We start from the raw sequence: 14,987 nt of genomic DNA, 5'->3' as shown, positions 1-14,987 counted from the left end.
ATCTAGTTCTTGATAGAAATTCTTCTTGTTATTCGTTGCTGGTTTTGGTCAGTGACTTGCATGAAGTATATCCCTGAAGGCAGGGTATGGAGGTCAAGTGTGATGTTTTGGGATGCAAAAGCCTTTTTGTAGCGTGTTTTTCCAGTTAGTGTGAATAGCTCTATTTTGGTGATCTGTGTCGTACTGTGTAGGTTGACTGTACCCTGTGTAGGATTAGGGTATAGTGTCATTTCTTTATCATTATTCACTGCTAAAGGCAGTTCGGGTATGATGGCTTCTGCATCTATGCCGACCCAGTTGAGATTGAAACCACCGCTCTTAGCCAAAAGCTTTAGTGTATGTTCACCCGTAGTGAGAGGTAGCGTGTTGTCGAAAGTCGACCAGTTTTGCCAACCACCTGTGGTCGTGAAAGATTGCGTGAGTTCACTTTGTCCATCTATGAGAACCTCTAATGAGCTGTTTTGGGTAGCGGCTACTCTAAAATATATAGGGTAGTCACGAGTCTCGCTGACGTTGATTTTGTATTCTAGCCAATCATTTGCATCGATATATCCCACAATTTTGTCTCCCGTTTCATCACTTGTTTTTTCTAGTGAGATACCTTCCATGGTGTTGTAGTCCTCAGCATAGATCACTGCAGGTATATCTACTACTTTGTTTGTGTCTCTGATCTTGGGTGCGGCGGTATAGGTCTCCCCGAGTGCTGTCAGTTGTCCATTGGTACCTAAGAGGTCTATGTAAGGGTAGGCGTTGATGCCGCCACTGGTTCTACCGATGAACCATGCATATCTGAAAATGCTCGGTTCATTGTCTAGGAACTCCAACGCACTTTTCATAAAGCTGATTTGGTCGTTGGTATTGTTGATGACGCCATTTTCTTCCCATCCTGCAAACTCGGTGAGCCAGATGGGTTTGTTGTATTTTTCGAATAGACCGATGTACCACTCTAGTGCACCGATGGTATTGACATAGGTGTGTACTGCGATGTGATCGACTCTACAGTCCGTACATGCTGCAAAGAAGTCATCTAGATACGCTACAGGATCGGTGTAGGTGGTGCCATTCTCGGAGATACATTCACCACAAAAATTGACTGCTGGGCCGACGATTTCAAGGTTGAAGTCGTCAGCGATAGCTTCCAGTTCTGGCCAGAGTGCAGCTACTTCTGTAGGGGTTATGTTGGCTTGCTCTAGGAAGTTGGGTTCGTTGAAGGCCAAGAGATACTTGGTCTCGGGATGGTCGGAGAGGAAGGTGCGTAGTTTCGTTTCGTCATAGTTTCCATTCCATGTCATGGGGACGAATTCAAACCCGAGGTTCGTAAAGCTACTGGCTACTTTGGCGTCTGGCGTTTCTGACCAGTTGTACCACCAGTTGACATGGGGCGCGAGAATCTCCATGTCTTCTGCTGAATGGTGACCATAGGCCATACCTCTTTTTTGACTTTGAGCAGACCAAACCATCAAGGTTAGCAGTGTAGCGAGTAGAATACGGTTCATATCATTTTTTTAAGAGTAAAAAAAGAGACTGCCTCAGCAAACATCCCATTTTATCTAGCCCTCTAATCAAGATAAAAAGGGTAGAGGCAGTCTTCTAAATCGTAATGTTGTCTGGTATGATGCAATTAGCCATCTCAGTGCATGACTACTGAGATGGCTTCATGATTACTATAATAAACTATTAAAGCATTTGACCAGACTGACCAAATTTCTTGGTTTCGGTGATCTCAAACTTGTCTGATTGTCCACCGATGTTGATTGCAAAATCTCCTTTTTCTACTGTCCACTGCAGGTCAGACGTCACAAATGCGATATCGCTACCCGTGATGGTAAAGCGGACTGTTTTGGACTCACCAGCCTTTAAATTGATCTTCTCAAATCCTCTGAGCCTTTTCATATCTGGGCTGATCGATGCGACCAAGTCAGAGATGTAGAGTTGTACCACTTCTTTACCTGTTACTTTGCCCGTATTGGTGACTTTGACAGAGATCGTGAGTTCGTCCGTAGCACTGAGACTCGTACTACTCACAGTCAGGTCACTGTACTCGAATGTCGTATAGCTGAGTCCGTACCCGAATGGGAACTGTACTGCAAAATCAGATTCATAGTCGTACATGCCTTCCATTTTGTCTTGTTCCTCAGATGGCTTGTGATCATAGGTCACGAGTGTGTTGGCATACATCGGGTAGGTGTAGGGTAGTTTTCCACTTGGGTTGACTTTACCGAATAGGATGTCCGCGAGTGCATCTCCTCCAAAATTGCCTGGGAGGTAGGTCTGTACGATGGCATTCATATCCTTAGCGAAATTTTTGATCAACCTTGGACGGCCTTCGTTGAGGACGAGGATGACGGGTTTATCTGTTTTGACGAGAGCTAGTGCTAAATCGATTTGATTCTGTGAGATTTTCAAGTCATGTAGGTCTCCAGGTTTTTCAGTGTAGCTGTTTTCTCCTAGGCATAGTACGATGTAGTCTACTTTTTCGGCTGCCTGTACTGCTGCTGGTATGTCCGTTGTTTCTTCCCAGTATTTTCCAGTTTCTACATAAGATACGCCAGCGACGTGGGTTACATTTTTCTTGCCGTTGAAGTTTTGGATCGCTTCTAATATGGTGTTGTATTGTGCCGCGAATTCTTCCACTTTCTCACCTTGCCACGAGTATGACCACCCGCCGTTGAGGCTTCTCATACTGTTCGCATTAGGGCCTGTGACGAGTAGTTTTGCTCCTTTTTTGAGTGGGAGGGTCGCTTCTTGATTTTTCAATAAAGTGATGGCTTCTGCAGCGGCATTGTAGGCTGCTGTTTCGAATTCTTTACTGCCAAATTTATCATAGTCTTTGTAGTGGGTGACAGGTGTATCGAACAGACCCAATTGGTGTTTGAGATTTAGGATACGTCTGACAGCATCATCGATTCTAGACATAGGTACTTCGCCTTCATGGACCAACTCAACTAGGTCTTCACAGAAGTCAAAACTGTAGGGTATCATGGCCATGTCGATACCTGCATTGATGGCGATTTTTACGGCTTCTTTTGGTGTAGCAGCTACTTTGTCTCGTGTGTAGAGGTTGTCAATGTCCGCCCAATCGGTGACAGCTACACCGTCGAACCCAAGTTCTTCTTTGAGCAGTTTAGTGAGTATATCGTAGTTGGCATGTACAGGTGTGCCGTTGATGAGTCCAGAGTTGATCATGACCGTGTGGGCACCAGCATCTAGCGCCGCTTTGAATGCTGGGATGTGTCGTTCTCTAAGCTCGATTTCAGGGATGAAAGCCGGTGTGCGGTCTTTACCTGATAGAGGTACAGAGTAGCCGAGGAAGTGTTTTAGACAAGAAGCTACATGCAGCGGGTTACTGATGTCATTGTCTTCGCCTTCATAACCTTTGATCATCTGTACACCCATCTCTGAAGTCAAGTAGACATCTTCGCCGAAACCTTCCCAGATTCGTGGAAACCGAGGGTCTCTACCCATATCCAGAACAGGGGAGAAGGTCCATGGAATAGCAGAAGCACGTGTCTCATAAGCACAGATTTCTGCTCCTCGTCTGACCAGTTCTCTGTTGAAAGTCGCTGCCTGTGCAATCTCCTGTGGAAACAATGTCGCTCCAGCTGTGTAGGTAGTTCCGTGAATCGCATCGATTCCATAGATCACTGGGATTTTGAGGCGAGTCTGTGTGGTAGCTACTTCTTGCAGTTGGCTCACTACTTCGTGCCATTTTTCGGTGCTACGGGCTCTGTTGTTGGCAGTGTTGAGTACTGAACCTACGTGGTATTCGAGAATGGCTTTGTTGACCAATTCATCTGATAGTTTCAGGGGTTCGTAACTGGAAAATTCGTTGTCTCCCTCTGTGATGACGTCTAGTGTTACCTGTGCCATTTGACCTACTTTTTCTTCTAGAGTCATTTGGGAGAGTAGTTTTTCTACACGTTCTATTTTAGTGATTTCTTTCTGACTTTTTTTCGTAGTGAAAAATGAGAAACCTATGATGACCGTTGTGGCAGCCAAAACTGATATGATGATTTTTTTCATTGTTTGATATTGTAATTATTCTTCTACTTCTGTTTCGATGAGTTCGTACACTCTCACATAATCTACCACCATCTCGACAGGGTAGATGGTTTCGTCTATTCCTTCTGCGCCACCCCAGTCTCCGCCTACGGCGATATTGAGTAGGAAGTGAAACTTTTGATCAAAGGGCCAAGTGGCAGAACCTTTATTCTCGTTAGGGAAATCGAAAATCTGAAGATCATCGATGTACCCTTTAATGCTCTCAGGTGTCCAGTCTACGCGGTAAAGGTGAAAAGAGTCACTTACACCCTCTATGACTTTGTTTTTTCCAACTTGTGTACCTATGGAATGATTGTATGCTTCTGTATGTACGGTGATGTGAACTCGGTTTTGGTCATAGCCTACATGTTCCATGATATCTATTTCTCCAGATTTGGGCCAGCTACCATAGACCCAGTCTGTAGGTAGCATCCAGATGGCAGGCCAAGTACCTTTGCCTGCGGGGAGTTTAGCCGCGATCTCGAAGCGTCCGTATAAGAAGTCCCCTTTGTCTCTAGTGACCAGTCGAGCAGAGGAGTAATCGCTGTTTTCAGTTTTTTCTTTGATCGCCGTGATGGTCAGTAGACCGTCTGCAACCGATGCGTTTTCGGGTTGGTCGGTGTAGTGTTGTAGTTCGTTGTTCCCCCAGCCGTTTCCTCCTAGGTCATAGCCCCATTTGGTAGGGTCAGGCGCTCCAGTATAGTCAAATTCTTCCTGCCAGATAGGTGTTTCGGAGAATGAGTAAGTAGTCGTAATAGTAGGGGTAGGGGGCGTGTGATACTGTGGGCCATTGCTACTGTCTTCCGTTTGGCAGGATGCAAAAAGGAAAAACAGGAATGGAATAGAAAGCAGTTTCATAATCTTATTGAGTTGTAAGCGAAAAAGGAAAGGGGTCAGTGGATTACCGACCCCTATTTTTAGATAATTATTCTTTTGGTTTGAGGGTAAATACCCATCCTCCCCAATCGAAGTACTTTTTGATCACCATTTTGTCAGCAGTGAGTGATACGATCTCGTAAGACACGCTGGCTTCAGGAGTAGTGATCGATCCTGATGAACCTACTTTGTAAAGGGCAATATGTGCACCATTGCCTACCACTGTCAAGTGCGTATCAGTCAAGGAGAATTTGTGATTGCCAGAACCCCATGCTTGGAATTGGTCAGGAATCTGATCCATATCATAACATCCGATATCGAGTCCCATCTCTGCAGGCCAAGCAGCACCACCTTCGTCATCTACTCTAAAAGTACCTTGGTTGTCAAAGACAAAATCTCCTTGAGCATGGAAAGTGTATTCATTGTCAAATAGACATACACGATCTGCAGCCATTACATCTGCGGCACTATTAGTCCACCATGTACTTCCGTCAGATGGACCGACTAGGAGCGCTCCACCTTCTGGCTGAGCCAAAATCCAAGTTTTGCTAGAGCAATCTGTTAAGAGTGAAAGGAAACCTGAACAAGCATTTGGGTCAGCGGTATCTACTGTCACAGACTCGGTGGTTTCGTCATATCCCCCTGGGGTCAGTACACGTAGAGAGATATCATATTCTCCGACCCATGGTAGGTAAACAGTATCATTTTCCATGCCTTCTTCGAAGGTCCCATTCCCCTTGTCCCAATAGTAGGCGAATCCACCATCTGTTGTGTTGCTGAGTAGATATTTGTTGTTTTTACCTTCTATTGGCTCTATGGTGAAGCTAGCTTCGGGTTTTTTACCCAAGGACAGATCTTCTGAGTCTGGTGTACATGCTACCATTGTCACAGAAGCGAACAACGCGATGGTACCCCAGTTACTTATGTTCTTTATTATGTTTTTCATCTTATGCTTATTTAGATCAAAATAATAATTGATTATTTAGTCCCTCCGTATTCTAAGTTCTGCTCTATGGCCGTGTCTTGTGTTTCGAAGAGTGGGATTGGTAGGATTTCGTGTTTGCCTGCGACGAAACCTCTACTGGCCAATACTGTAGCAGCATCTCCCCATCTAACGAGATCAAACCATCTGTGTCCTTCGCCTGCAAGTTCTAGTCTTCTTTCTGCCTTGATGGTTTCGAAAGTAGCCGGCGTAGAAGCGAGACCTACTCTAGCGCGTACTGCATCTAGTAGTGCTTGTGCTCTGGCGGTATTGGAGCCATCTCTAACGAGTGCCTCTGCTTCCAATAGATAGGTGTCAGCTAGACGTATGTCATATAGGTTTTGCTCAAAGTTGCCTTCCATATTCCCACCTGTTGCTACGTTTTCTTGTCTCGAAGTGAATTTTTCGATAAAGAACCCTGTGTTTTGGTATCCTTTTTCGTAGGTAACTAGACCATTATCCTCCATGGTTTGTAGATCTGCGATAGTCTCACTATAGCGTGGATCACCTGTCATGGCTGCTTCGAGGCTAGGTGTTACTGGATTGAAACTCCACCCTGATACATAATCAGGAGCAGATGCATCTATGGCAGTGTACCCTCGTGGGTTGATCATGATGTTTAGCCAGTTGCCTTCAGCACATGCGATACATCCCCAGTCTCCCCATTGTCCTTCACTCGTGTGGTTTACAGAAAAGATTGATTCACTGTGATGTTTGTTGCTGAATATCCATAGGTCTCCAAAGTTGGGGAGAAGGCTATAGCCAAACTGACTTGTTCCACCTGGTGTGCCGTTTACTTCTGCAAATTGCTCTGCAGCTTTAGCGAAATCTTCTTGCCATAGGTATACCTTGCCTAATAGTGCTCTCGCTGCGCCTTCGGTAGCTCTACCACCTTCAGTTGCGACGGGTACAGTTGCAGGTAGGTCAGGTATTGCTGCGATTAGGTCTTCTATGACCTGAGTATATACTTCAGATGGGTCTACTTGTGGGATGTTTTTGAAGTCTCCTAGATCTGATGAAATGATCAATGGGATGTTTTCAAAAAATCTAACAAGATCAAAGTAGAAGTATGCTCTTAGGAACTTTGCTTCTGCTACGTATCTAGCTCTCAAATTATCATCCATATCTACATCTGGAAGATGTCCCAAAATAGAGTTGGCTCTGAAAATTCCTGAGTAACCTCTGTTCCAGAGGTCTCCTTGTGGACCAGTAGCAGGATCTAGTGTATAGTTAGACCATACTTGTATGCCCGTGACATCATTGGCACTCCCACCACCAGCATAGTGGTCATCAGATGCAGAGTTAGTTGCGATAAATTTGTTGATCAGCCCATTGGACATGCCACCTACTTGGTCGTACACTGCGACTAGTCCTGCTAGTGCTTCTTCTGCGTTTCGGTAGTAGTTGTCTTCCAGCTCTGTTCCGCGAGGTTCGACCTCAATGAAACTGTCGCTACATGAGCTTACTATTAGTAGGCTCACTAGCATTAGGGTATATTTTATATGTATGAATTTCATTTTGCTTAATTTTTGAGTTTACTAAAAGTTCAAATTGATACCAGCCATAAATGATCTTGCTTGTGGATAGATACCTCTATCAATACTCATGGTACCGCCGCCTATTTCAGGGTCATATCCTGTGTAGTTTGTGAATGTGAATAGGTTTTCGGCTGTGATGTAGAATCTCAATCTATCTATACTGACTTTGTCCAAAATCGAACTCGGTAGTGAATATCCGATTTGTATAGTTTTGAGTCTAAAGTATGAACCGTCTTCTAGATAAAAGTCAGATGGATTGGTGAAATTTTTGTTCGGGTCACCATTTACTAGTCTAGGATAGTCGTTTGTAGACCCTGGCCCAGTCCATCTATTTAGTGCGCTAGATTCGAAGTTTGCATTCGCAACATCTAGTCTTCTGAGGCCTTGGAAAATTTCGTTTCCTGCAACGCCTTGAGTGAAAATAGAGAAGTCGAAATTTTTGTATTTCCCTCCGATAGTTAATCCGTAAGTCCAGTCTGGAGTAGGGTTACCTATAAAGTCACGATCTTCTTCTGTGATTTGACCATCGTCGTTGTTGTCTTTCCAGATGAAATCACCAGGCTTAGCGTCTGGTTGTATCACTGTGCCATCAGAACTCGTATGGTTTTGTACATCTTCAGCAGTTTGGAATATCCCTTGTTGTTTAAATCCATAAAATGAATTGAGGGCATGGCCTACTGCTGTACGTGTGATCGGGTAGGCACTTGCTTGGAATGTGCTCCCCCCTTCGAGATATTCTCTACCTGCACCGAGACTTACTACTTCGTTTTGGAGATAAGAAACATTACCGTTGAAGTTTAACTGCAACTCACCAAGGTTCATACTGTATCCAAGTTCTACTTCAACACCTGTATTTTTCATGTCAGCCAAGTTAGCTGCAGGGTTTTCGATAGCACCAACGTATCCAGGGATTGGATTGCCCATCAGGATGCCATTGGTTTGTTTATTGTACCATTCTACAGTCAAGTTGAGGTTTGAAATGATAGTCGCTTCGAATCCAATATTTAATTGGCTTGTCTCTTCCCATTTCAAATCTGGGTTGGCAGGTTTGTTTGGACTGACACCGTTTACATATGTACCACTGGTACCGAATGCGTAGTTTCTACCACCACCTACTGTCGATAGATAGGAGAAGTCTCCAATATTGTCATTACCTACAATACCGTATCCTGCTCTGAGTTTGAAGAAGTTGACCACATCATTTGATGGCCAGAATGACTCTCTAGAGAGTACCCATCCTGCTGATACGGATGGAAAGAAACCGTATTTGTTGTTTTCACCGAATCTAGATGATCCATCTCGTCTGACGACACCTGTCAGTAGGTATTTCTCTCCATAGTTGTAATTCACTCTGGCGAATAGTGAGCTAACTGTGTGTAGTTGACCTTCTGAACCACCACCAGTGATTTGGTCATTAGGTACACTGAAGTTCATAGAGGCATCATCAAAATTGGTAGCAGGGATGTCTCGATATGTTACGTTGACGTTTCTGGTGAAATTCTCTTGGTAGGCTCCTTGTCCCAATAGAACATTGAAAGTGTGCTCTCCGACAGTTCTTCCATATGAGATAGTGTTCTCTAGGTTGTAGTCGATACGTCTATTCATTGAACGGCTCATGGAGTTGGTGACGTTCTTTACCGAAGAGTTTAGGTAGAATACAGGAGTGAAATTTTCATCTCCCCAGAATGCGATTTTAGCTCCTACATTAGATTTGATTTTCAATCCTTTGATGAGTTCAACTTCTGCAAATACATTTCCGACGACATTGTCACTCCAGCTGAAGTTGCCAAGTCTTGTCTGGGTATATGCTAGTGGGTTGGTGAGCTCTTGACCAACAATGGTAGAGATACCGTATGGATTGCCATTGGCATCCGTGAGTACGCCTTCGTTGTTGTATGGGGCTTGACTAGCCACAGTAGGGTCTGTTTCTACTGCTGGAGTAATAGGGTCCAAGTTGATTGCTGAACTGAGCGGTCCACCGAATTCACTGTTGGTGTTACCTAATCCTATTGATTTGTCTTTAGCATAGCTAAGATTCTGTCCTATTGTTATTCTGTCTTTTATTTTGTGCTGTGAATTGACACGGACGTTGAATCTTTCATAGTTGGAGATATCCGAGACGACAATCCCTTCTTGATCCCAATATCCCAATGAGACATAATAGGTAGAAGCTGCATTACCACCACTGATACTTAGTTCGTGGTTTTGTCTTCTCGCATCGTCGTTGAAGATTTGATCTTGCCAATCTGTACCTTCTCCGAGTGACTGTGGGTCACTGTATGGGATCGGTTGGCCTGCAGCGATAGCAGATTCGTTCATCAAAGTAGCATACTCTGTGGCGTTGGTCAAGCTAAGTCTGCGTGCTGGTGCAGAGGTCCCATAGAAGCCATTGTAGCTCACTTTGGTTCTACCTTCTTGTCCTTTTTTGGTTGTTACCAAAATAACACCTGATGCACCTCTTGTACCGTAGATTGCTTGAGATGCAGCATCTTTCAATACTTCGATAGAGGCAATGTCTGATTGGTTTAAGTACCCAATCCCTCCATTGTCAATGACCACACCATCAACTACCCAAAGCGGATTGTTGGCGTCATCATTGGTAGACGTGAAACCTCTAATACGAATAGTCGATGAGGCTCCAGGCTGTCCAGAAGTAGAAGCTACAGTTATCCCTGAGGTTCTACCCTGAAGGGCTTGTTCTACTCGACTGATAGGCTGTGATTCTAGATCTTTGGCTTTGACACTAGAGATCGCGCCTGTGACGACACTTTTCTTTTGTGCACCGTATCCTACCACGACCACTTCTTCTAGAGACTGAATGTCTGCTTGTAAAGAGACGTCTACTGTAGATCGGCTGCCTACAGCTACTTCTTGTGTGATGTAACCAATAAATGAAAAGCTTAATACTGCGTTTTGATCTGATACCGTGATACTATAGTTGCCATCGAGATCAGTAACGGTTCCTTTGGTTGTTCCTTTGATCAAAATCGATACCCCTGGTAGTGTTTCGCCAGTTTCATCTTTCACTTGACCTTTCACCGTTGTGTCCTGTGCTTGAGCAAAGCTCCAGAGCAACGACAGGCTCAAAATCATCAGAGGTCGTACAGACCTCTTCCATAATTGTAGAGTTTGTAGTTTCATACTTTAGTCTTTAATAATTCAATTGATTCATGTGCTATTGCAGCACATTTACTTTCATATAGTATCAAAAGTATTTTTTCAATTAATCATATTTTAATTTTGATCTACGCTTAAAATACATCGCTATTTTTCACACCCACGTTTTTACTACTTCATCTGTTTTAATTAGTTGTTTTACAGTTATATATATGTTTTTTTATCAGTAGGTGTTGTGGGTTTTTTCGCTATTTTATAGATGTTTTTTTAGACGTAAAAAACACGTGTAATGCTGTTTTGGAGTAGTGATTTAGTACTGATTGGGTTCGGATTTTATGGATGTATGCTTCTGTTTCGATTTCTTATTTAGAGCAAGGAATTTGTGTTGTGTATGAGACTAGAATTATTGAGGTGGCAATGATTTTGGAAAGGGGGAGCGTGTCTATTTTAGTGGTAAGGCTAGTTCAAAAAAAGAGGCTTAAACATATCAATGTTTAAGCCTCTTTTAGAGATTTAACAGGAGTGAAGGTTAGTCACATAAGGTGGCGGCTCCTGTGTTTGGTTTGTCAGTTTTGATAATGATGTGTTTTTGGCTTTTTTGATTCGATAGGACTTGGTTCAAAAAATCGAGAGATAGATCAAAGTCACGTTTGAATAACTCAGCACTGAGTTCGTGTCCTCCTCCGCAGTAGGTGTAGAGTTGACTGGTAGCGCCTAGTGAGTTGATGTGTTCGTAGATCGAGTGAGATCCGAAAAACATAAGCCAACCTGTAGCGTCGGTTGGACAATAGTGATGTGCTGCCGTCCCGTAGGGTACAGTTCTGTCATTGCTACCATGAAACAACATCATTGGGATTAGGTTGTCTTTTTGGATCATGTTGAGATCCATAATAGCACCTGCTCCAGATATTAGACCTTTATATTTAAACCCTTTGGGTAATGGATCACCAGACCACCCCATGACTGATCTGTTCCAGTATTGGGCATGGAGAACAGTCTCAGCACCAGCACTGCTACCGGTGACGAATATTTTTTTAGTATCGATAGCCAATTGATCTGCATGATCTATGAGATAGGCTGTTGCAGACCACAGATCGTTGGCGGCATATTGCATGGCTTTGACTTTTTCTGAGGTCACTCCACCACAACTGAAATTCTTTCCGCGCATGTATAAAGTGTAAGAAATGGTAGCTGCTGCATATCCATGCTGGGCAAGGTATCGGCAATAGGATTGTCCTCCTGTTCTATTGCCTCCTGAAAAACCACCACCATGTACGAATAGCACCAAGGGGTGTTTTGAGATATTGGATGTTTCGGGTAGGAAGAGATCCATCTCTAATTGGATGGAGTCGTTTTGGTAATAGGTGAGCGTTTGATGCTCCTGGGCAAAAACTGTGATGACCAGATAGGTCATCACAGTAGATAATATTATTTTTCTCATCTGGTCAAGATATCAGGAGTGTTAATTGATACCTAGTTTTTAATGAATTTTTCTCTTCTGATTTCTTTTCCAGACTTGATTTCTAGTATGTAGTGTCCAGATTTTAGTGTGCTGATATCGAATGCTTCGAACTCTTCTACTTTCATTTTTTTCTGTTCTAGCACTACGCTACCATTTATGTTTACGATTTTGAGGGAAGCGATTTTGTCAAAACCGTTCCATCTAATGTGCAAGGTGTCTTGGCTAGGGTTGGGGTAGATCAAGACTGGGTTCTGATCTAGGTTAGCTTCTGTAGATAGTACGTATGCTGAGAAATTGAACCAGTTCATGTTGAATTCTGGTTGGATGACTTTGATACGTAGTGTGCCACGACCTTCATTTAGTGTCATTTTGAGACTGATGGTTTGCCATGTCTGCCAGTCACCTGTGACAGGTACGTCGATGGTTTCACTGTTTAGTACTTGACCTGAATCGTCGAGCTGCTCGAAAGCCAACTTGCCTGCACTGCCTCCACTGGCTATTCGTGCTTCTACTCTGTAGGTGTCTGTAGCAGATACTGCGATGTGGTAGTCTAGATAGTCACCTGTGTTGGTGTAGCCTAGGTTCTCGCCACCGCCTGTATCGGTGGTCGTCTCATGTTCTAGTCCATTGTTGTAGTAGTAGTCTTCGGCTTCTATTTTGGCAGGGAGTAGAATATGTAGGGGCAGGTTGTTGGTGATGTGGAGCGCTTCGAATGTTGACAGGCTGGTTCCATCTGTAGCTAGTATGTCATCTCCAGTATAGTCTAGGCTAAGGGTGGTAGCATCGTTGAAGTTGCCATTTACTTCTAACACGAGTTGACGGTTATTGTCTGAGTCTATCATGACTGCTGTAGGCGTAATCGCTGTTTCTCCTGCCTGTAGAGTAAAGGCAGACGCATCGCTGATTGTAGATGCGTCTACCGTTTTGTTTACCGATAGGTATATAAGGTCTCCGTTCTCAGAGGTGTAGCCAGATTTAGCTTGGCATAAGACGTCACTTAACTTTTTTTTTAAAGTGAATTCAAGGTAGCTCAAATTGAAGCCTCCTTTTTCTATCATCAATTTTAGTTTTTGTGTCCCTTCATAGAGTACGACATCATCTGTGCTATAGACGTCCCATACCGTATATCCACCAGAATTGGGTAGTGATACCGTGCCTGTTTGGTTGCTGTCATCGATGTGAATACTGAATGCACTGTTGTCAGATCCAGAGGCGTAACGAAGGTCGATTTGGTAAACACCACTAGAGTCTACATCTAATGTATACACTAGCCACTCGCCATCTTCTGTCCAACCAATGTTGTACCCGTTAGACTCGCTGTCTTGGCTCTCTTGTATGTCTACTCCGTCGTTTCGATAGGCATAGCCTTGGTTCCATGTTAGACCTCCGGCATTGCCTGTTTCGTTCGTGTACTCTGCATCGTGGTAGGCAAATCCTTCTCGGCCTAGATCATAGTCTACGGCATAGATTCTTGTCGCTGCAGTTTTTGATAAGGAGTTGTCCTTGAATGGTATCGTTTCGTCACTATGAGGTTGGCGAATCATGGCATCTACTACATCAGGGTGGTAGACATTGTTTTCTACTTTGAGCCCTTCGGCTAGCTCCATGAGCGATGCGTAGGCACCTTCTTCTGACGGTTTGCCTGCACTGCCAGACCAATAGTTGAGGATGTCTTGGTAGCCTTGTTTTACTTCTACTTGTAGTGGGTTATTGCCTCCCATTTTCTTGAGTGGCCACCATGACCAGCCCATGTCGTTGGTTTCGAATAGATCTATGGCATCAGTAAACCATGCATTAGAATTTTCGCCAGTTTCGCCAAGCCAGATTGGAGCATTGCGGTTGTTTCGCATGTTGAGCATGCCTTGGATGGAGCCTTGATCATTGCCATTCCAGTATTTGTGAAAACTGATCGCAAGGTTGTTGTCCCATAGTGTGGGGAGACCATTGTAGTTATTTCCCCAGCAGTTGCCTTCTATGATGATCATGTGGTTTTGATCCACCTCTCTGATGGCCTCTGTGACTCTTTTTTGTATATTCCAAAGGGCGGTATTTTTGCTCTCTGCACAGCCGTTTAGGTCTGATTCATGGTTTTCAAATCCCCAGTTGGGTTCGTTGATGATGTCATAGGCTCCTATGTTCGGTTCATCGGCATAGCGTTCTGCTAGTTTTTTCCACAGGGCTACCATCTTGTCTTGGTTGGCTGTACTTTCCCATAGGGAGGGTTTGCTAGGGTCGTAATCACTGATGTCAGCGTTTTCGCCTTGTCCACCAGGAGCCGCGTGTAGATCTAAGATCAAGTACATGTCGTTGGCTTTGACCCAAGAAACTAGGTCATCGACCATGTCAAAACCTTTTTCGTTCCAGGTGATTTGTCCTGCCACAGGTTCTTCTTCGATCGGTGGAGTGAAAAGTTTGTAATGCATAGGCAATCTCACAGAGTTGTAGCCCCATGATGCCATGGAGTCAATATCCCTTTTGGTACAGTGGTTTTGAAGCCATGCATCGTAGAATACCTCTTTTTTATCTTCACCAACTAGATCAGTGATTTTGGCTTCTATCTCGTGCTGTGCACCACTAGTTCGTAGCATGTACCCTTCTTGGAGCATCCATCCGCCTAGCCCTATACCTCTGAGTATGATTTCTTGGTCATTCTCATCTACGATACGTTTGCCATCTGCTTTTAGGTATTGTGCAGTACTGCTTGTATAGCAAAATGCCAATAGTAAGAGGAGGAGGGTAAATCGAAAGGAATGGGTGTTTTGAATTTGCACATTAGGGTTGGTGCATGACGTATTGCCTTGCGAGTAGAAGTCTTTCATAATTCGGATATTTTCTAATTACTTTGTAATAATTATGTTGCCAAAGCGATTAAATCACTTGACAGATTCAAATGTATGTTGTGATATGAATTACATTGGCAATGTCAACCACATAAAAAATACATCATACCGTCGGATGCACTACTTTATTA

General features: G+C 43.8%; 8 protein-coding genes. All 8 read right to left on the bottom strand.

Features of this window, described 5'->3' with window-relative positions; translation table 11 throughout:
• Positions 1-2: 2 nt before the first annotated feature.
• The 8 genes from BUB99_RS02075 to BUB99_RS02040 all read right to left on the bottom strand — a co-directional run bounded on the left by BUB99_RS02075 (position 3) and on the right by BUB99_RS02040 (position 14,835).
• A complete protein-coding gene (locus tag BUB99_RS02075) occupies positions 3-1,496 on the bottom strand; it encodes a glycosyl hydrolase (RefSeq protein WP_073119004.1) in 1,494 nt (497 codons plus the stop codon).
• A gap of 181 nt (positions 1,497-1,677) precedes the next feature.
• Positions 1,678-4,023, bottom strand: a complete 2,346-nt coding sequence (locus tag BUB99_RS02070) for a glycoside hydrolase family 3 N-terminal domain-containing protein (RefSeq protein ID WP_073119002.1) — start codon at positions 4,021-4,023, stop codon at positions 1,678-1,680.
• Between the two features lie 15 nt (positions 4,024-4,038).
• Positions 4,039-4,899 (bottom strand): glycoside hydrolase family 16 protein, encoded by an 861-nt coding sequence (locus tag BUB99_RS02065; protein ID WP_084190296.1) that lies wholly within the window; start codon positions 4,897-4,899, stop codon positions 4,039-4,041.
• A gap of 67 nt (positions 4,900-4,966) precedes the next feature.
• Entirely contained in the window at positions 4,967-5,863 is an 897-nt protein-coding gene (locus BUB99_RS02060) for a hypothetical protein (protein ID WP_073119000.1), read from the bottom strand.
• Positions 5,864-5,895: 32 nt separating this feature from the next.
• The gene (locus BUB99_RS02055; protein ID WP_073118997.1) at positions 5,896-7,416 is read right to left on the bottom strand and encodes a RagB/SusD family nutrient uptake outer membrane protein; all 1,521 of its coding nucleotides are present in this window, start codon (positions 7,414-7,416) and stop codon (positions 5,896-5,898) included.
• Between the two features lie 21 nt (positions 7,417-7,437).
• Positions 7,438-10,578: a SusC/RagA family TonB-linked outer membrane protein gene (locus BUB99_RS02050; protein ID WP_084190295.1), complete on the bottom strand. Its 3,141-nt coding sequence runs from the start codon at positions 10,576-10,578 to the stop codon at positions 7,438-7,440.
• A 505-nt stretch (positions 10,579-11,083) separates the two neighbouring features.
• Entirely contained in the window at positions 11,084-11,995 is a 912-nt protein-coding gene (locus tag BUB99_RS02045) for an alpha/beta hydrolase (RefSeq protein ID WP_073118994.1), read from the bottom strand.
• Positions 11,996-12,027: 32 nt separating this feature from the next.
• On the bottom strand, positions 12,028-14,835 hold the full coding sequence (locus tag BUB99_RS02040; RefSeq protein WP_084190294.1) for a carbohydrate-binding protein: 2,808 nt from the start codon (positions 14,833-14,835) through the stop codon (positions 12,028-12,030).
• Between the last annotated feature and the right edge of the window lie 152 nt (positions 14,836-14,987).

The sequence above is a fragment of the Reichenbachiella agariperforans genome, assembly GCF_900142205.1.
GTDB lineage: Bacteria > Bacteroidota > Bacteroidia > Cytophagales > Cyclobacteriaceae > Reichenbachiella > Reichenbachiella agariperforans.
This window is presented reverse-complemented; position numbering and strand designations above follow the sequence as displayed.

Excerpts from the sequence above, each read along its gene's own strand:
- BUB99_RS02075 (WP_073119004.1), bottom strand. The coding sequence starts at position 1,496 with ATGAACCGTATTCTACTCGCTACACTGCTAACCTTGATGGTTTGGTCT.
- BUB99_RS02070 (WP_073119002.1), bottom strand. The coding sequence starts at position 4,023 with ATGAAAAAAATCATCATATCAGTTTTGGCTGCCACAACGGTCATCATA.
- BUB99_RS02065 (WP_084190296.1), bottom strand. The coding sequence starts at position 4,899 with ATGAAACTGCTTTCTATTCCATTCCTGTTTTTCCTTTTTGCATCCTGC.
- BUB99_RS02060 (WP_073119000.1), bottom strand. The coding sequence starts at position 5,863 with ATGAAAAACATAATAAAGAACATAAGTAACTGGGGTACCATCGCGTTG.
- BUB99_RS02055 (WP_073118997.1), bottom strand. The coding sequence starts at position 7,416 with ATGAAATTCATACATATAAAATATACCCTAATGCTAGTGAGCCTACTA.
- BUB99_RS02050 (WP_084190295.1), bottom strand. The coding sequence starts at position 10,578 with ATGAAACTACAAACTCTACAATTATGGAAGAGGTCTGTACGACCTCTG.
- BUB99_RS02045 (WP_073118994.1), bottom strand. The coding sequence starts at position 11,995 with ATGAGAAAAATAATATTATCTACTGTGATGACCTATCTGGTCATCACA.
- BUB99_RS02040 (WP_084190294.1), bottom strand. The coding sequence starts at position 14,835 with ATGAAAGACTTCTACTCGCAAGGCAATACGTCATGCACCAACCCTAAT.